This window comes from Chitinophagaceae bacterium (assembly GCA_016713085.1).
Lineage (GTDB): Bacteria > Bacteroidota > Bacteroidia > Chitinophagales > Chitinophagaceae > Lacibacter.
In genome coordinates this window covers 1,130,212-1,148,874 of sequence record JADJPV010000002.1, presented here as the reverse complement: position 1 = coordinate 1,148,874, position 18,663 = coordinate 1,130,212, and the positions used below count along the sequence as shown (strand labels likewise).

Below are 18,663 nucleotides of genomic sequence, written 5' to 3'. Positions count from 1 at the left end.
TTTATTGCCGGGAAGAAGGGAAGGCGGTAAATAATATTAAGTATTAACAGCTTTCTGCATTTCTTACCGACTTACCGGCAAAATCTTTATTCAGCTACCGCAGCAATACAATCTATTTCAATACCGCAGCCATAGTTCAGCTGGTTGCATGGAACCACAATTCGTGCAGGCCGGTGATCGCCCATAATTTCAGCAAACACCTGGTTGAACTTCGGCCAGTTGCTGATATCAGCAATAAATACATTCACTTTTAAAATATGCTGCAGGCTGCTGCCGCTTGCAGTTAATATCGTTTCAATATTTTTCATGCACTGGCGAACCTCATCTTCAATGTTTGCAATTTGCGGTTCGCCTTTTTCATTGAGCGGTAATTGCCCGCTTACATAAACCGTATGATTATGCACAACAGCAGGAGAATAGTAGCCTTTTGGATAAGGCATTGATTCGGGATAGATTTTTTTTATTTCCATGATTCGTATGCTGATATGTTGGTGATCCATTTCAAACAAACAGGTTTGGAAATTTTAATCCGCTTTTTGGTATCATCAAGCAAACCTGTTTTTTTATCTATTCTGAAGATAACGATTTCATCACTGTCACGGTTGGCAACCAGTAAATAATTACCATCTGGATCAATGGTGAAATTTCTTGGATGAATACCGAGAGTTGGTTGAAAGCCTGCAATCTGGATCATGCCAGTTTGCTGATCAATACTGAAAATTGCAATGGAGTTGGCATCACCACGGTTACTGCAATACAGAAAACGTCCATCGGGTGAAACATGAATATCTGCTGATCCGTATGCCCCATTAAAACTCATTGGATGCGAAGAAGTGTTTTGCAGTAATGTGAGTTTCCCATCAGCATAGGCAAACACACTTACAGTTCCTGAAAGTTCTTCCATGAGATAGGCAAACTTTCCATTGGGATGAAATTCAAAATGCCTTGGGCCTGCACCGGGCTTTACATTAATGAAGGGTTGTTCTGCAGGGATCAATGCACCGCTTTCCGGCACAACTTTATAAATCATAATTTTATCAATGCCGAGGTCAGATGCAAACAGATATTTATAATCAGGCGAAAAAACCGTGGAGTGTACATGCGGCTTTTCCTGGCGTTGTTTGTTTATACTGCTTCCTTTATGCTGAATTACCTGGCGTGGCTGACTGACTGATCCGATAAAGTTAATTCCCGATACAGCAATGGTTCCGCTGCTGTAATTTCCAACAACTACATTCTTTCCGTTTTTGTTGATGCTGATATAACAGGGATGTGCACCTGCACTTATTTTTTTATTCAGCAGGGTTAATGTACCGGAGTCTTTGTTGAAACGGAATGCAGAAATTCCACCGGGATCATCTTCATTCACCGCATACACAAATTTTTTGTTGGGAGTAACTGCAAGGTAAGATGGGTTGGATGTTTTTACAGAGCTGACGATTTTACTTTCGCCTGTTTGTAAATTGAATTTCGATACATAAATACCATCGCTTCCTGCTGTGGTATAAGTTCCGATAAGAAGGTAAACATCCTGTGCATTTACTGAAAAAAAAGAAAGTAATCCAAGGGATATGGCTAAGACTGTTTTGTTCATGCGGCAAGTTAATTGATTAATGGATATCCCATTAATGCCTGCCAGAAAAGTAATGTTATAAATATAAAATACACCAGTGAAAGCAGGTTGATCTGCAGTTTTGTTTTGGCAAAGTAAAAGCCAATAAACGGCAGCAGCTGCAATGAATGCATGCCAAAAAAATGTGCAATGCGAAGATCGCCGTATGATTTGCTCCAGTTGAGTATTGGTAAACCTTCACCGCCATCAGCAGCACCAACTGTGTGATGCAGCATTCCTGCCATTAATCCTCCTTCAAAGGCAAAAATGACAAAGAACAATATTCCCCAACGGATTCCCCATTTGTATCCATCAGTCATCCACAATGGAAATTCTTTTTGTCTAAAGAAAAGAATATCAATATAAAGTGCCCATAAAGTAAAAGTGGCAATTGCAATTCCCATGATACTGAAAAGCATTCCGTAAAGTGGAGAACTTACATTGAAATGTGAGAGCCGCCCGTTAGCAGCCTGCCAGGTGATGATGATCATTTCAATCAGCATCGTAATCACAGTTACAACTGAAAATAGTTTAACTGCTTTTTGCTTCTGTATATAAACCAGCAGCCAGCTGAATGTCCAGCTCACAATTCCAATGGAGAGATAAAATTTCATTGGTTTGATCCATGTATTGATGCCCAGTACACTATTATCAGGATCAACCTGAATCATGACAGCACAAACAATTACCATCAGAAAGTTGAACCAGCCAAACCAATACAGAATAGGGTTGCGGCTTTTTAACCGTAAGAAGAATGCCTTTACAGGAGTTGTATTATGCGGCGTGTGTAATTTTAGCTGTTCCAACCTTACGTATTAATTTTCAGCAAAATATTGTTTTGTTTTCAGCAAGCGTATGATGAGGTACAGTAATAATCCAACCGGCCCAAGCATGAACGTAAATAACAGGCAGGGAATAATCAGCCAGTGACTGATGCCATATTTTTCTGAATTCTTTTTGATCCAGATGCCGGTCATTAAATCAAAAGCGAGGTAATGCACCCAGCCGGCAGTAACTGCTGTTTTATTCGTGAACAATTCCATTACTCCATTCAACGTGCTGAACTTTTCAAAATCGCCGGGATGAAAACTTTGAGCAATTAACCATGCATACACAATTGCAAATAAAGAAATGATAACACCGATGAGTAGCTTATCTGTTTCAAACCAGAATGGACTTACAATAATCAGGATAAGCCAGCCGATCATGGCAATGCTGCTGCAAATGCTGAAGATAGAATCGGGAGTCATATTATAATGTTTGAAGTGCGCTGATAATACGCTCCTGCGTTTCTTCATCACTCAAATCAACCGGTACAAACTTTTCACCAATCACTTTTTCATACAGTTCAATGTACCGTTTGCTGATGGTGTCGATCCATTCTTCACTCATTTCCGGAACAGTTTGTCCTTCCTTGCCCATGAAATTATTTTCAATGAGCCATTCACGTACAAACTCCTTACTCAATTGTTTTTGTCGTTCCCCTTTCTGCTGACGTTCTTCAAAACCATCTGCGTAAAAATAGCGGGATGAATCGGGAGTATGAATTTCATCCATTAAATAAATGGTATCACCAATTTTTCCAAACTCGTATTTTGTATCAACCAGTATCAATCCCTGTTTAGCTGCAATTTCTTTTCCTCTTGCAAATAATTGCAGAGCATAGCTGCTTAACTGTTCCCATTCTGCTGCGGTGCAGGTTCCAGTGGCAATAATATCGGCCGGTGCAATATCTTCATCATGACCTGCTTCTGCTTTCGTGGAAGGGGTAATGATTGGAGTGGGGAAGTAGTCATTTTCTTTCAGCCCCTCGGCCATAACGGCGCCGCACAGCTCTCTTTTACCGGATGAATAAGTTCTCCAGGCATGGCCTACCAAATTGCCACGAACTACCATTTCAATTTTAAATGGCTCGCATCGTTTGCCAATACTTACGTTAGGGGCAGGAACATTTACCAGCCAGTTGGGGCAAATATCTTTTGTTGCGTTGAGCATGTACGCAGCAATCTGGTTTAAAACCTGTCCTTTATAAGGGATCGGTTTGGGAAGGATCACATCAAACGCAGAAATACGGTTGCTTGCTATCATAACTAACCAATTGCTGCCAATGCTGTACACATCTCTTACTTTGCCTTTGTAGTATTTGGTTTGGTTGGGGAACTGAAATGAATTCATGCCCCGAAGTTAACAGACAAGCGTAATACACAGGCAGTTAGGGTCATGAATTTATGAACGCTTGTGGAAATTAACTTTTTAAGGTTTTGTTATGTTATTTGGTTGTAAACCCTATTTTTGTCAGCACAGTTTAAACCCTGTTATATGAGAAAGCTAAAAAGATTGCTATTGCTGATGCCCTGTGCATCTGTTTTTTTTATGTCATGTAAAAATGAGGAATTTGAACCTGCCAGGTTACTGGTAGCAAATATGACTGTTGTTCCTCCTGTTTCGCCAAGTCCATTGCCTACTGTTGGTGTTCCTGTTGATGTTAAATGGGGAGGCAGCTCCGTAATAAATAACATTGTATATGGAGCCGCAAGCAGTGTAGCATCCATTTCATCTATTACTTCGGGATTAAGCGTTACCGGCACTTATTCAACGGTAAAAAGCGGTGCTTATCCACTGAATTTTGCTGTTTCTGCCAGTGCAGGTGCTCCTTTGGCTGCAGGAATCGGCTCAACTGTATATAACCGTGTCGGAAGTTTTCTTCCGGGAAGGAGTTATACAGCCGTGGCAATTGATCTACTTCCTTATTATAAGGTGCAGATCATGGAAGATGATTTATTAACTCCTCCTGCCGGCAAGGCAAAGGTTCGGTTTGTACATGCTATTTCACCGTTACTGCTTGGTTCTTTACCGAGAAAAGATTCTATTGATATTACAGCAACCGGCGGGCTTGCAGCTGCTCCGATTGTAAATGTGAATATTTTTCCGCGGAGAACTTTTGGCGATGGGTATGCAAATAAAAACTTTCATCAGTATGCTGTAATTGACAGCGGATCTTACCAGATTGGGTTTAAAGTGGCTGGTACTCCCGGTACCTCTCCTGCAACAGGGTTACTCGGACTATTTCCATTTCGTTTTCAAAGCGGAAAGATTTATACAATTATAGGCAGGCTTCAAATTACTACTACTGCGGCGCCAACACCTGCAGCTACTTTCATTTCCCATAACTAATTCACAACCGTAATCAAACATATATGAAAAAGCAAATCAAACTATTTATACTGTTACTGGTTGTAAGCTTTACCGGCTTGGCAACTCAGGCACAAACAACGTTGCAGGGAACGGTTAGAGCAAAGACAGGGAACGAAGCACTTTCGGCAATATCTGTCTCAATAAAAGGAACTTCCAGAGGTACTTATACCGATGATAATGGAAACTTTAAACTTACTGTTGACCAGCTTCCTGTAACACTTGTTATTTCATCTGTAGGTTATGAAGATTATGAAATCAATGTAACCGGTACTGGTTTTATCAATGTATTACTTGTCAGCAAAGCGGCTTTGGGTCAGGAAGTAGTTGTTTCTGCAACAAGAACCAACACCAAAATCATTGCGTCGCCTGTATCTATCGAGCGTATCGGTACTTCGCAAATAAGAGAAGCTCCGGCTGCCAATTTTTATGATGCTGTTCAAAACCTGAAGGGAGTTGATTTTGTGCGTTCAGGCCTTGTATTCGGTACGATTGGAACAAGAGGTTTTAATGGTTCAGGTAACACACGTTTTAACCAGTTTACCGATGGTATGGATAACCAGGCTCCGGGTTTAAACTTTTCTGTTGCCAACATTGTAGGTTTAACTGAACTGGATGTTGACAATATGGAATTACTTCCCGGTGCATCATCTGCTCTTTATGGATCAGGTGGAATGAACGGCACATTGCTTATTACCAGCAAGAATCCTTTTAAATACCAGGGATTCAGTTTTCAGGTTAAACAGGGGGTAATGCATACTGATAAAAGACAGCGCCCGGCAGCACCTTATTATGACTGGAATTTCCGTTGGGGTAAAATAATTACAGAAAAATTTGCATTTAAATTGGCTGGTTCCTTTATGCAGGCGCAGGATTGGCAGGCAAATGATTTAGCTAATTATGATATAATGGGTGTTAAAACAAAGTTTGGTGACAGAAGCATACCAAGCTATAATGGCGTAAACGTGTATGGTGATCAGATTGGATCAACTCCGCCAATTGTGAATATTAAAAGTGCCATCAGGGGAAGTGTTTATCAGCAGGCATATGCCGGCGCTTATGCTCAGGCAATAGGTGGGGGTGCAACTCCGGCCCAAGCTGATGCAATTGCAAAATCTTACGCAACAGGTTTGTCAAACAGTACTGCGGCTTCTTTATTTGTTACAGGATCTGATTCAATTGTAAGCCGTACAGGTTATGCAGAAAAAGACCTGGTTGATTATAATACTTACAACCTGAAATTCAATGGTGGTTTGTATTATAAGCTTAACACAAAGACAGAATTATCTTTTGTTGGATATTGGGGTATGGCAACAACCGTATATACAGGTGCTGACCGTTATTCATTAAAAGATGCAAAAATCGGCCAGTTTAAATTAGAGCTGAAAGGTGAAAACTATTTCCTCCGTGCTTATACAACACAGGAAAACTCTGGTAATTCATACGCAGCAACCATTCTTGCATCACAAATGCTGCAGGGATATTCTGAAAGTTCTACTCAATGGTTCCCAACCTATATCGGAACTTTTGCAGCTGCCCGTGGCGGTACTTTACCTGGCTTTACCGGCGTAAATCTTACAGAAGATCAGGCTCATTTCTATGCACGTAAGGCAGCTGATGCCAATCGCCCATTGCCTGGAACTCCTGCATTCAAAAGCCTCTTTGAAACGGTAAGCAAAAACCAATTTCAAAAGGTGGTGCACAGTTCCTGGATAAAACAGATATGTATGTAATTGACGGTATGTACAATTTTAAGAAAATTACCTGGGCCGATGTACAGGTAGGTGTTTTGTACCGTCGTTTTTCACTTAACTCACAGGGTACGCTGTTTACTGATACTCTTGGCAAACGCATTGGTATAAATGAATACGGCGCTTACCTGCAGGTGCAAAAGGATTTTCTTGAGCGCATTAAAATTACTCTTGCTGCACGTTATGACAAGAATGATAACTTTAAAGGAAGGTTTACACCAAGAGCTACCGCAACCATTAAAGTGGCAACTGATAATTAGTTCCGCTTGTCTTATCAGCAGGCCTACCGTTTCCCAACAACACAGAACCAGTATATCAATCTGCCATTGGGAACAAAGAGCAATATGCTGATTGGTGGTTTACCTGCTTTGCAGACCTTCTACAATTTCAAAACAAACCTGGTTTGGGATTCGGCCACTGCATTTGCTGCATTACGTGCAGGAACCCCCGGTGCTTTGACCCAGGCAAATTCATATAATTTCAAAGAGTTTAAACCGGAGGTTGTGAATTCATTTGAAATTGGTTACCGTGGTGTAATTGCCAAGCGTTTACTGGTTGATGTGTACGCTTTCTATGCCATCTACAATAACTTTATCAGCACAGCTATTCTTATTCAAAATCCCGGAACAGCCAACCAGCGCCAGTTTGGTATGCCAACCAATGTTACCAATGCAGATGTTAAAACATTTGGCTGGGGTGCAAGTGTTGATTATAAGTTCCTTATAATTTTAATGTAAGCACGAACGTATCTTACAATGAATTAAAGAATACACCGAAAGGAGAGCTTGCCTTTTTCAATACTTCTCCATGGCGTTATAATGTAACTTTAAGCAACAATAAAGTCTTGAAAAACTTTGGTTTTGCTGCAACCTGGAGATGGCAGTCTGAAATTGAAGTGTGGGAATCAACTTTCCTTTCAGGTAAATTGCCTGCTTTCGGAACATTGGATGCGCAAATCAGTTGCCGTATTCCAAAAACAAAGAGTCTGATCAAAGTTGGTGCAAGTAACCTGTTGAATAAATATTACAGATCAGCCTATGCCAACCCTGAAATTGGCGGACTGTACTATGTAAGTTTTGGATACAATGTGTTTTAATTAAGAAGCTTTCTCATATGATCCCCGTCATTCAGTTGAAGGGGATTTTTTTTGCTTTTTGATGAATTGGATGAACTGACAGATATTTGCGCCTTCATGCAGGTGATCTTATTTGATACAACCGATCGTAATACGCTTTATCCCTTCACAGCCATCAGGCCGGTTGCAGAAATCCGTACAGGCATTTTTACCATCAGAGAACGCTGGCAGCATATTCTGCAGGCCGAAACATTCACATTAACAGAAGACTATCTCCAGGCAAAATTCCCTTCAGGCAACTCTGGCGATCAGTTATATATTGATGCAAAACTGATCCCAACAAAAGACTGGCAGACAGTATCAAATCGCTGGCAATTGGCAAAGGCATTACCAGCAATGGCAGAATCCTTGCGGTTCGCACAGCTCATCAGCTTTCATTTGGTTTTTCAACAGCTGATTGCTCTTCCGTTTAATTTCTTGAATGGCCGGAAAAGGTTCAGTTGCTCCAGTATCCTTTTCAGATCACACAATGGAATGATACAGCCATTCGAAGTGATTTTTCACAAATCACCTCTGAAAGAATATCACAACTCATTTCAACAACTAATAGTGCTACATCATCCGATCAGATACTTATTGAAGAAGGTGCAGTGGTTGAGCATTGCATTTTAAATGCATCAGCAGGGCCTATTTATATTGGTAAGAACAGCTTGCTGATGGAAGGGAGTATGATCCGTGGGCCATTTGCTGCGCTTGATGAAGCAGTTGTAAAAATGGGCAGTAAAATATATGGGGCAACAACAATTGGTAAAAAATGTACAGTGGGTGGTGAAATAAAGAATGTGATGTTCTTTGATTATTCCAACAAAGCGCATGATGGATATCTTGGTGATGCAGTAATAGGTGAGTGGTGTAATGTGGGTGCAGGAGCATCCTGTTCCAATATAAAAAACACAGCTGGTGAAGTGAAGATATGGAATCAGCCTCTGCATCAATGGATCAGTGCAGGAAATAAATGCGGTGTAATGCTGGGCGATTATACAAAGGTTGCCATCAACTCGTCTCTTACTACAGGAATGGTAAGCGGCATCTGCAGTAATATTTTAACAACAGGACTTTCAGCTAAATATATTACTGATTTTACCTGGAACATTCATACAGGGGAAAGATATGTAATTGAAAAAGCCATCCATGATATTGACAACTGGATGCAGTTAAAAAGCAAATCATTTACTGATGCCGACAGAAATATTCTGCAGCATCTTTATATTAATAAACCATAAAACAACAGATCATGCGTAAACAAGTAGCAGCGGCAAACTGGAAAATGAATTTAACCTATCAGCAGGCTGAGCAATTAATCACAGACATTATTAATACACCACATACATTGGCGGATCATCAGCTGGCAGTGTTTGCTGTGCCTTTTCCTTATTTGAAAATGGTAGCGGACAAAGTAAAAGGAAAGAGTGGTGCAGGAGTAGCAGCACAGAACTGCTACACACAAAAAGCAGGAGCATATACAGGTGAAACATCTGTTGAAATGCTGCAGTCAGTTGGAGCAACTTATGTTGTACTTGGCCATAGTGAAAGAAGAGAATATTTCAATGAAAGCAACCAGATGCTGGCAGATAAAGTAAACATTGTATTGTCATACGGTTTAACACCGATTTTCTGCTGTGGTGAAGCTTTAAATATCAGGGAAGCAGGAACACAGAATGACTATGTAGGCAACCAGTTAAAAGAAAGTTTATTTCATTTAAGTGCAGAGGAATTACAGAAGATCATTATTGCTTACGAACCAATCTGGGCAATCGGTACAGGAAAAACAGCAACGTCTGATCAGGCACAGGAAATGCATGCTCATTTACGCAGTGTACTTGCAACTCAGTACGGGAAGGAAGTAGCTGATACTATTTCTATTTTGTATGGCGGGAGCGTAAAGGGCTCCAATGCGAAAAGAAATTTTCAGTCAGCCGGATGTTGATGGCGGACTTGTTGGTGGTGCTTCTTTAAAAGCTGATGAGTTTGTACAGATCATTAACGGTTTAAAATAATTCAATGAAGCGGGATAAAAATCTATACCCACTTTCGCATCAACATCACAATGGATTGATGGCTGTTCTCTTGTTAAAAAAAGGAATCAGCAAACAGGCTGATGTGAAAGTTATGGGAGATTTTATTCTTACTACATGGAAAGAAGAACTGGACGAACATTTTATTGCAGAGGAGAAGGTGCTTGAGCCTTCTCTTTTGCATTTACCAATAGTGCAGGAATTATATAACCAGATGCTCAATGAACATCAGCAGATAAGACAGGTCATTACTGATTTACAGCAGGGTAAAGAGTCAACTGAATTGATTGAATTATTTCATGTATTGCTTGATAAACATATCCGTTTTGAAGAAAGGATCCTGTTTCCCTTTGTTGAAGAACATACAGCGAAAGAGTTTTTAAACAAAGCAGGCGAAAAGCTGGGTAAGCTGCCAAACGGTAACTGCAGCAATTATCCTGTTAAGTTCTGGGAATAATTATTTCATTAGAAACTGTGCTCTTTCCAACCGGTCATTAATCGCTCTTCCCAAACCTTCGTTGGGCAAAGGTTCTGCAAGAATTACATCTGCTTTTAGTTTATCCACTTCACGAAGAATTCGAAAGAGATTTTTTGCAGCTTCATCAATTGACCCCGTCGGTGCCAAAATAAATTGTTGTTCTTTTGGAAGGTCGGGATGATAATTTTGAAAATTAATCAGGATGATTTGCCGGTCTTCAAATCTCCGGATCATTTCTTCAGCTTTTCCGAGGTGCAGCGGAGTATGTGTTGCATAATGACTTTTCAGTTGCCCGGGTGTTTCAGGATTTTCGGTTATTTTTTTACTGATGCGGATTTTTTTACCCAACACTTCTTCAATCTGTTCAACAGAAATGCCACCTAAGCGATACACTTCCAAATCATCATCTTCATTCCAGCCAACAATCGTTGATTCAACACCAACAGTACATTCACCACCATCTAAAATATAGGGGATGATGCCATGTAAGCCTTCTTCAACATGCTTGGCAGATGTGGGACTAACATAACCTGAAGGATTTGCACTTGGTGCAGCCAATGGAAAATTTATCTGTTGTAATAAGGTCAATGTTAAAGGATGATTCGGCACACGGATCGCAACACGATTGCTTCCTGCTGTTACAAGGTCAGGAACAGTTTGTTTCTTCTCAAACAAAATCGTCAATGGCCCTGGCCAAAAAGCATTTGCCAGTTTCGTTGCCTCTGATGAAACGTTGTGAATAAACGGCTCAGCTTTCAGCAATGAAGCAACATGGACTATCAACGGATTAAATTGCGGACGGTTCTTTGCCGCATAAATTTTCAGCACTGGATCTTCATTCAGTGCATTGGTTGCAAGACCATAAACTGTTTCAGTAGGAATAGCAACAAGTTCTCCTTTACTTAAAAGTTCAATTGCTTTTTGAATATCTGTTCCTGTTTCAGTAATCATCATTAAATATTTACAGGAAGTTTTTCTTCGTGATAATTATTGATTTTATTCAAATGCAAAAGGGTAGTGCTTCTGTCTTCACTGGGTTCGTACATCATGTCAAATTTAGCACCGTATACCAGTTCATCAGAAGTATATGAACCTCTGCTCACAACAATATTGGCATATTCTTCATCATAACCTTTTACAAACACCAAAATTTCTGCCTTGGCATCTTTTATTTCCTGCCTGGTTAAATTATACAGCGGACTTTCCTGATTAACAAAATGTACAATTGTCCAGTTACTGACAAGAGTGTTGGCTTTTGACAATTCAAGATCGAGGCCGAAAAACTTATTCTTCCGTTCGTTATTACTGTCTGTTGTTTGTAACACAAGGGTTACTTTCACTTCAACATCTGTAAGAAAATGATTTTTATAAGGAGCAAAACGAAGCATCAATGCATACCCGTCTTTGAAGGGTGAGAACAATGCAACATCACTGAACAGGATATAGGCTTTAGGATTCGAAAATCGTCCATACATTAAACCTGTAGCAAGGGCAAACATCAATAAGCCTGTGATGGATTCAAATGCAGCAATAGCGTTTGCCGTCAATGAAGATGGGTAGACATGGCCATATCCTACAGTTGACAGAGTTTGAGCACTGAAGAAGAAAGCTTCCCAAAATTTCCCCTGCATGGTTTGCTGTTCCATTCCTCCTAACTGATCAACGCCGATAATAAAATAGATGGCTGCAAAAAAGATATTGACAACTACATAAGCCAGCCCGATAAATGCAAGGAATTTCCAGGAAGGAATTTTCAGCATATACTGGTAGATGCTGAATTGTTTTAAGAACGGAACACCTTTAAAGCGAACATTTGGTCTGCCTTCCTTTTCAAAAAAGCGACCACCACTCTGGTTACTGCTTACACTCAAACCAGTTTCCTTATCTTCTTTTGCTTTCCGGTTGATAATATGCCGTGTTGAAGCCATATATTGAAATATCGGTAAAAATAATGAAATCTGTGCTGATGTTTGATCTGCAAAGCTGTTGATGATTATGAAATAACCTTAATTGCAGCAGGGAAGACGTAATGTTTGGGAACAAAAAAAACAAGGTCGGCTTCCTGTGGAGTACTGATTTTCTCCAACACATTAATGTCAATTACCCTATAAGCAATATACTGATCAGCAGAAAGAACCTGGTAAATAGTTTCTATCCTTTCATTGTACATTGATAGAGTAGCAGCCGAAACTTCAATCAAGATAATGGGCTTTTGCTCTGCTCTTGTTTTCGTCATCCCCTGCAATACAGTTATCTCTGATCCTTCTACATCAATTTTAATCAAATCAATTTTTGGCAGATTGTATTCACTGACTGCTTCATCAAGCGTAAGACATTTTACTGTTTCACTTTGACCGGAAAAATTTTCAGCACTTCGCAAACCTGACATCCCGCTGTTGTCATCACCAGAAATATAAATCGTTGTGCTGCCGGAAACATTACTGACAGCAGCCTGTATTGGATGGATGATTGCAAACCTGTTAAGGGAAATATTCCGCTCCAGTTTTTCCAGGTTTTTTGTAACCGGTTCGAAACTCTAGATATGTCCTGCTTTAGCTTTCTTAGCTGCCATTAAAGAGTAATAGCCAATATTTGCTCCAATATCAACAAGAACTGAATCGGCATTGAGCAAAGTCTGCATCGTAGTTACTTCCTTTTTTTCATAAGCTCCGTACCAGAAGAGATACTTTTCAATATGATCGTTGGCTGATAGTTCCATTAACAAACCATCAGGCAACTTCTTTACATATCGTTCCTTTTGCAGGCTGAACCTCCTGAGCAACCACTCAAAATATTTTAGTCCCTTATGCGGAAAAGGGAGATGAAGGCTGTACCAGCGAATGATATTAGATAGAAGCGCTTTCAATTTGTTTATCTGAAAACCGAATATATCTATTAAAGCCCATTTCATCAAACCATCATTTTCTGCCTGTTTGATAAATTATGCTGAAAAAACGGGGGTTCAGTTTATATTTGAAACGGAATGAAATTAGCAAAGGCATTTACAATAAGTATTTTATGGCGGGGATTCTATTTCCTGTCTGTACTACTGTTGAATATTCTTGTTGCAAGGCATTTTGAAGCTGATGGAAGCGGGCAGATTTACTACATCACCAATCTTTTTGCGCTGGCTGTTATGTTCATCAGCTTTTGTCTGGAAACTCCCATGGGGTATTATTTATCACAAAAGAAACTGACGGAAGCACAGCTCGCTGTTACAGCCATTGGCTGGAGTATTTTGGTGCTGATACCCGCATACTTCGTCATCAGTTATTTTGCAGGAACAAAAGGAATTCCGTTTGCACAGAATAATTTTAAAATTTCAGCCAATGCATTTCTTGCCGGTAATTTGCTCATCACTTTTTTTGTAGCATTGTTTTATGCCAAGCTCGATTTTGTACTGCCTAACATCTTACTGGTGCTGGTTAATCTTGTTTTAATTGTTTTACTTCCCAATAATGAATTCATCAGAAATTACCTCGGAAACAGTACTTATATAAATATTTATTTTCTTGGTTTTTTTGTGCAGGGCCTGTTACTGACTGTTGCCTTTTTTATTAAGTATGTAAAATGGAAAGAACTGCTTTTTTTTCCTCCGGAACTGATCAAACCTTTTTTTTATTTTGCTGCCGTTGCGCTTGTTACAAATTCCATGAGTTTCCTGATGTACAGGATTGATTACTGGTTTGTAAATAAGTATTGCTCGCCTGCCGATCTGGGAAATTATATACAGGCATGTAAGCTTGCCCAGTTGTTTTTTGTTATACCATCTATTCTTGCCGGGGTAGTTTTTCCAATGACAGCTTCCGGAAGAAAAATTGAAGTGAACGAAACCATTCAGTTGCTTTCAAGAGGGATGATTCTTGTATATGGACTTGCCTGTGTTGCTTTAGTATCGATAGGGTATTGGTTGTTCCCATTTGTTTTTGGTGAAACCTTCAACAATATGTTCTGGCCATTTCTCTTACTGGTTCCTGCCATACTTTCTTATTCGGTGATACATTTGCTTGCAGCTTATTTCGGCGGAAAAAAAGTATTGAGCATCGGCTTTTGGGGAAATGTGCTGACGCTGGCATTCATCATTGCCGGTGATATTCTGTTTATTCCTTCTTACGGAATTAAAGCCGCAGCTATTGTAAGCAGCAGTGGTTATATTTTTCTTTTGTGTTTTATGATCATGGCGCATATCCGTGAATACAAAAGCAGTTTTTCTGACTTCCTGTTGTTTCGTAAAAGTGATTGGGTATTGCTGCAGAAAACAGTTACCCAGGCAATTTCTTCACGTAAACAGGATCAGCAATGAAAATACTCTGGCTTTGCAGTTGGTATCCTCACTCAACCGATCGTTATGACGGCGATTTTATTGAGCGTCACGCAAAAGCCTTATCAGAATTTCAAAAAGTTGATGTGATTCATATTGTACAAAATACCAGCCTTCTTACAAATGAAACATACAGAACTGAAAAACATACTGAAAAAAATCTGCAGACTCAAATTGTATATGTTCCTGTACCCAATACTCCTTTTGCAACGCTGACAACTGCTTTGTTTAACCGACGGTATTACAGGCAGATGCTGGATACATTAAAAGAATATAGTGAGCAGAATGGTGTTCCTGATCTTGTGCATGTGCATGTTCCGGTTAAAATGGGAGCAGCTGCTTTATGGTTAAAACGAAAATTCAGTGTTCCCTTTGTTGTAACGGAGCATTCAAACATTTATCATAACAGGGCAGAGGAAGAAAGTTTTTCAACTTACTCTCCTTATTTCCGTTTTATTACAAAAAGAGTAATTGATAAAGCAGATGTATTGATCACTGTAAGCGATTTCCTTGGTAAAGCTATCAATGAAATTGCAGGGAAAAAAGAGTATACAGTTATTCCGAATGTTGTAGATACTTCACGTTTCTATTATACTGAAAATAAACCTGCGCATTCTGTTTTCCGTTTTCTGCATGTAAGTAATTTATACCCGGTAAAAAATCCGCAGTTGATGCTGGAAGTAATTCATCTGTTTTTACAAACAGATCAGTCTGCAGAGTTTATTTTTATCGGTAACAAAACAAAAGAGTGGGAATTGAAAGCAGCCAAGCTTGGTATTCCTAAAAAAAGTATTCAGTTCATGGGTGAGATTCCCTATGCAAAAGTAGCGGAAGAATTAAAAAAAGCCGATGCACTTTTCCTGTACAGTAAAAGCGAAACCTTCAGTTGTGTAACAGCCGAGGCATTGTGCTGCGGGCTTCCTGTTGTATCATCGAATGTTGGAGCAATTCCTGAACTGGTGAATAAAACAAATGGAATTTTAGCTGAACCGGAAAATGCAGAAGCACTGGCAAATGCTATGCTTTTGCTGAAAAAGAAATACGGACAATTCAACCGGAAAAAAATTGCCGAAGAAGCATCAGCAAAATATAATTACAGCATTGTTGCTCAACAACTGCTTTCAGTTTATCAAAAAGTACTGGGTAAATATTAAGATTTCAGTTTCGCAACAAGATCAATATAATCCTGCATTGCCTGTTCTTTTGACTTTCCTTTTAATGCTTCCCATGCTTCAAATTTTGCTTTGGCAACAAAATCAAAAGGATTAGATGGTGCATCAATGTTTACATCACCTTCGCTTCCCTGCTTGTACAGTGAATAGAGTTGTAATAAAGTGTCATTGCTGGGCTTTTCGCTGAGTGTTTTGCTGTCGGCAATGGCCTGATCAAAAGCTGATGTAAATCCATAAGTCGTAAGTTTTGGCGAAAATAAGGGAATCCTGTTAAATCGTCTTTTCAAGAACGGCAAATTCCAGTTCTTGTAAATGCTGCCCGGTTACATCGTCTTCAATAAAAGGTTTCCGTTCACCAGTATCCACATAGCCATGGCGTTTGTACCAGTCAATCAGTTCTGTACGGACAGAGATAACAGTCATATAAATTAAATTGCAATCAACCTCTCTTGCATGATCTTCAGCAGCAATCAATAGTTTCTTGCCAATACCACCTCCCTGTGAAGCAGGTGATACACTGAACATTCCGAGATAAAGTTTACTGCCATGTTTCTGCAGGTTCACTGTGCCAACAATCTGATTTTGTTCATCGGTGCATTTCAAAATAACACTTCCAGTTTGATTGATGACATCAATCACTGATTGTTCATTCGTTCGTACGTTACCGGCAATGAGATGTGCTTCTGTTGTCCATCCCTGTTTTGAACTTTCACCACGGTAAGCACTGTTTAATAAATCAACCAGTTCTGCTGCATCTGCAACAGTTGCTTTTGAAATTTTCATATTCTCTGTTTCGTCAAAATTAAAAATCATTGCAATCAATCCCTGTAATTCAGTGCAGGTTTACGATCGCCAAGCAATGCTTTGTATTGGTAATCACCAATACTCTGTTTAAACTCTGCCGTTGCTTTTTGAATGATCTCAGGATGCAGGAACAGATCAATTGCCGTCATGGCCATTGTTTTGGCAGATGTCATCATGCCCTTTGTTCCAATCTCTGTACCACCACATGCTACTGCCTGCCAGCTATGTGCAGGAGTGCCGGGAACCCAGGTTGCTGTACTGATACCAACTGTAGGTACTACATAACTTACATCACCAACATCGGTGCTTCCGCCACCTGCATCCGTTACTGTTTTCAGTGGAGTGATGAGGGCTGCATTGCTCACAGGCGGTGCAGGGAATCCAAAACTGGATTGAATTTTATTTCCAAAATCAATTTCAGCAGGAGTATAAATTACCCCGCCTGTTTTTTCAAGATTCTTCTGCATTACTTCAGCCAGTGTTTTGTTGAGCAGCAGGTCATGTGTACCGCCAATAATTTCATATTCCATTTTTGTATCTGTTCCTAAAGCAGCTCCGTTTGCCGCATTCACTACACGGTTAAAAATACTTTGCGCCTGGTCTCTTTTTGGATGACGCACATAGTAATATACTTCAGCATAGTCAGGAATAACATTGGGCGCTTTACCTCCACTGGTAATTACATAATGTATCCTTGTTTCCTGCGGAATATGTTCACGCATCATGTTCACCATATTATCCATTGCTTCAACTCCATCTAAAGCAGAACGTCCACGTTCAGGTGAAGCAGAAGCATGTGCAGAAATTCCACGAAAACGAAACTTGGCCGACATATTTGCCAATGCACTCGTCATGGTTACTTCATTATCATTTCCGGGATGCCAGTGAATGGCCACATCCACCTCTTTAAACAATCCGGCTCTTACTAAATATACTTTGCCGCTGCCGCCTTCTTCTGCGGGGCAGCCGAATACTTTAATGGTTCCTGTAAACTTTTTTTCTTCAATCATTTTTTTAATAGCAATTCCTGATGCAACAGAAGCCACTCCAAACAAATGATGACCGCATGCATGTCCTGCATCTTTTCCTGCGCTTGTTTTTTCGGGTGCATTGGTTTGTGAAATGCCGGGCAGGGCATCAAACTCAGCAAGAATGGCAATCACCGGTTTGCCGCTGCCGTAAGTAGCTACAAAAGCTGTTGGTATTCCTGCAACTCCTGCTTCAACTGTAAAGCCATTTTCTGTAAGGGTTTTCTGAAGCAATGCACTGCTCTTTACTTCCTTGTAACCAACTTCTGCATAGTTCCAGATCTGCAGGGCCATGCCCTTGTATTGCTCATAATGAGATTGTATTTCAGCTGCGGCCTGCGTTTTTAACTGATCGTCTTTTAAGACAACTGGTTTTTTTTGTGCAGTGGAGCTGAGAACTAAAAATAGGAGAGAAGAAAAAAGAGAAATTACTTTCATGCTGATTGGTTTTGGAAGCAGGGAAGTTAAGAAGCTATGCTTAAAAACGAACGCAGAAAAGAAAAATAAATGGCTGACTTTTTACCAGAGGCTGTCAATTCTTACAGCTTCTTTCAGCAGTTGAACAATAGCCTGTTCATCAATTTCATCTGGGCTGTGGAAGATTTAATAAAAGATCTGCTTATTAGTGCCATGTGTAAGGTACTGATCTGTGTCGTCGAGTTTATTGCCATACCAGAAGCCTAATAAAACACCTTTCTTTATCCCACCTCTTGGTATTGTTGATGGCCAAACGATACAGATTCCTTTCTTACCATAGAAATAAGGGACATTGAAGGATATTTTTTCTTTGCAGTTAGCAGGCAGGTTTTCAAGAATGATTTGCCTTAATACATCGGTGATGATGCGTTCATTTTCAGGCAGCAAGCCAAACAACTGTACTAATGATCTTATTTTTATTGAAGAAGGTTGAGTCATTAAAATAATAAACAGCACTTAACTCATCAGATCAATCATTCCTTTAAAAACAAGGATTAGCCCAATAATGGTTAAACCATAAAGCCCGAAGCTGTAACTGCCGCCGCTGTCGAATAGAAAGAGGGTAAATAAGAACCCGGTGGTTAATAATCCAATCCCGATGCCGCAATAAATAAAGGCATTGTTTCTCTTTTTCTCATTGCGTATTTCTTTCCACTTCAGGATCACTTCTTCTTTCAT

20 protein-coding genes and 2 pseudogenes are annotated in these 18,663 nt (G+C 39.9%); 8 read left to right on the top strand and 14 right to left on the bottom strand.

Translation table 11 applies throughout. From position 1 onward, the window contains the following. Positions 1 to 86: 86 nt before the first annotated feature. From IPK31_18030 to IPK31_18010, 5 genes are all read right to left on the bottom strand, one after another. Positions 87 to 470, bottom strand: coding sequence for a RidA family protein (locus tag IPK31_18030; protein ID MBK8089666.1), 384 nt, complete (start codon positions 468 to 470; stop codon positions 87 to 89). Next, positions 461 to 1,594, bottom strand: a complete 1,134-nt coding sequence (locus IPK31_18025) for a lactonase family protein (protein ID MBK8089665.1) — start codon at positions 1,592 to 1,594, stop codon at positions 461 to 463. Before IPK31_18025 ends, IPK31_18030 begins: the two co-directional genes overlap by 10 nt. 8 nt (positions 1,595 to 1,602) lie before the next feature. Then, complete coding sequence (locus IPK31_18020; protein ID MBK8089664.1) at positions 1,603 to 2,337, bottom strand: hypothetical protein; 735 nt, start codon at positions 2,335 to 2,337, stop codon at positions 1,603 to 1,605. A 90-nt stretch (positions 2,338 to 2,427) separates the two neighbouring features. Next, positions 2,428 to 2,862 carry a DUF4281 domain-containing protein gene (locus tag IPK31_18015; protein MBK8089663.1) on the bottom strand — a complete coding sequence of 145 codons (435 nt, stop codon included), beginning with the start codon at positions 2,860 to 2,862 and terminating at the stop codon, positions 2,428 to 2,430. Between the two features lies 1 nt (position 2,863). Next, a complete protein-coding gene (locus IPK31_18010; protein ID MBK8089662.1) occupies positions 2,864 to 3,787 on the bottom strand; it encodes a phosphoribosylaminoimidazolesuccinocarboxamide synthase in 924 nt (307 codons plus the stop codon). Positions 3,788 to 3,931: 144 nt separating this feature from the next. Here IPK31_18010 and IPK31_18005 point away from each other — a divergent pair, with 144 nt between their 5' ends. The 6 genes and pseudogenes from IPK31_18005 (at position 3,932) to IPK31_17980 (ending at position 10,162) form a co-directional block, all read left to right on the top strand. Further along, positions 3,932 to 4,786 (top strand): DUF4397 domain-containing protein, encoded by an 855-nt coding sequence (locus IPK31_18005; protein ID MBK8089661.1) that lies wholly within the window; start codon positions 3,932 to 3,934, stop codon positions 4,784 to 4,786. 23 nt (positions 4,787 to 4,809) lie between these two features. Continuing rightward, positions 4,810 to 7,651: pseudogene (locus IPK31_18000) on the top strand (TonB-dependent receptor). Between the two features lie 51 nt (positions 7,652 to 7,702). Continuing rightward, the gene (locus tag IPK31_17995; GenBank protein ID MBK8089660.1) at positions 7,703 to 8,302 is read left to right on the top strand and encodes a hypothetical protein; all 600 of its coding nucleotides are present in this window, start codon (positions 7,703 to 7,705) and stop codon (positions 8,300 to 8,302) included. Then, positions 8,281 to 8,913, top strand: coding sequence for a hypothetical protein (locus IPK31_17990; GenBank protein ID MBK8089659.1), 633 nt, complete (start codon positions 8,281 to 8,283; stop codon positions 8,911 to 8,913). The genes IPK31_17995 and IPK31_17990 overlap by 22 nt, the downstream gene beginning before the upstream one ends. An 11-nt stretch (positions 8,914 to 8,924) precedes the next feature. Beyond that, positions 8,925 to 9,687: pseudogene (locus IPK31_17985) on the top strand (triose-phosphate isomerase). Between the two features lie 4 nt (positions 9,688 to 9,691). After that, the gene (locus tag IPK31_17980; protein ID MBK8089658.1) at positions 9,692 to 10,162 is read left to right on the top strand and encodes a hemerythrin domain-containing protein; all 471 of its coding nucleotides are present in this window, start codon (positions 9,692 to 9,694) and stop codon (positions 10,160 to 10,162) included. On the opposite strand, the gene IPK31_17975 is transcribed toward IPK31_17980, so the two are convergent. The 4 genes from IPK31_17975 to IPK31_17960 form a co-directional block, all read right to left on the bottom strand. Further along, positions 10,163 to 11,131, bottom strand: coding sequence for a threonylcarbamoyl-AMP synthase (locus IPK31_17975; GenBank protein ID MBK8089657.1), 969 nt, complete (start codon positions 11,129 to 11,131; stop codon positions 10,163 to 10,165). A gap of 5 nt (positions 11,132 to 11,136) precedes the next feature. Beyond that, positions 11,137 to 12,111, bottom strand: a complete 975-nt coding sequence (locus tag IPK31_17970) for an Inward rectifier potassium channel Irk (protein ID MBK8089656.1) — start codon at positions 12,109 to 12,111, stop codon at positions 11,137 to 11,139. 65 nt (positions 12,112 to 12,176) lie between these two features. Further along, complete coding sequence (locus IPK31_17965; GenBank protein ID MBK8089655.1) at positions 12,177 to 12,695, bottom strand: FkbM family methyltransferase; 519 nt, start codon at positions 12,693 to 12,695, stop codon at positions 12,177 to 12,179. Positions 12,696 to 12,719: 24 nt separating this feature from the next. Next, positions 12,720 to 13,049, bottom strand: coding sequence for a hypothetical protein (locus IPK31_17960; protein MBK8089654.1), 330 nt, complete (start codon positions 13,047 to 13,049; stop codon positions 12,720 to 12,722). Between the two features lie 117 nt (positions 13,050 to 13,166). On the opposite strand from IPK31_17960, the gene IPK31_17955 reads away from it, so the two are divergent. Both IPK31_17955 and IPK31_17950 read left to right on the top strand, forming a co-directional pair. Then, positions 13,167 to 14,486 (top strand): oligosaccharide flippase family protein, encoded by a 1,320-nt coding sequence (locus IPK31_17955; GenBank protein MBK8089653.1) that lies wholly within the window; start codon positions 13,167 to 13,169, stop codon positions 14,484 to 14,486. Continuing rightward, a complete protein-coding gene (locus IPK31_17950) occupies positions 14,483 to 15,658 on the top strand; it encodes a glycosyltransferase (protein ID MBK8089652.1) in 1,176 nt (391 codons plus the stop codon). The genes IPK31_17955 and IPK31_17950 overlap by 4 nt, the downstream gene beginning before the upstream one ends. Here IPK31_17950 and IPK31_17945 read toward each other — a convergent pair. The 5 genes from IPK31_17945 to IPK31_17925 all read right to left on the bottom strand — a co-directional run bounded on the left by IPK31_17945 (position 15,655) and on the right by IPK31_17925 (position 18,663). Then, a complete protein-coding gene (locus tag IPK31_17945; GenBank protein MBK8089651.1) occupies positions 15,655 to 15,942 on the bottom strand; it encodes an acyl-CoA-binding protein in 288 nt (95 codons plus the stop codon). The genes IPK31_17950 and IPK31_17945 overlap by 4 nt on opposite strands. 4 nt (positions 15,943 to 15,946) lie before the next feature. Next, positions 15,947 to 16,459: a GNAT family N-acetyltransferase gene (locus tag IPK31_17940; protein MBK8089650.1), complete on the bottom strand. Its 513-nt coding sequence runs from the start codon at positions 16,457 to 16,459 to the stop codon at positions 15,947 to 15,949. A 35-nt stretch (positions 16,460 to 16,494) separates the two neighbouring features. Continuing rightward, the gene (locus tag IPK31_17935; protein MBK8089649.1) at positions 16,495 to 17,946 is read right to left on the bottom strand and encodes an amidohydrolase; all 1,452 of its coding nucleotides are present in this window, start codon (positions 17,944 to 17,946) and stop codon (positions 16,495 to 16,497) included. A gap of 165 nt (positions 17,947 to 18,111) precedes the next feature. After that, positions 18,112 to 18,441 carry a DUF1801 domain-containing protein gene (locus tag IPK31_17930; protein ID MBK8089648.1) on the bottom strand — a complete coding sequence of 110 codons (330 nt, stop codon included), beginning with the start codon at positions 18,439 to 18,441 and terminating at the stop codon, positions 18,112 to 18,114. Beyond that, positions 18,442 to 18,663 carry a hypothetical protein gene (locus tag IPK31_17925; protein ID MBK8089647.1) on the bottom strand — a complete coding sequence of 74 codons (222 nt, stop codon included), beginning with the start codon at positions 18,661 to 18,663 and terminating at the stop codon, positions 18,442 to 18,444.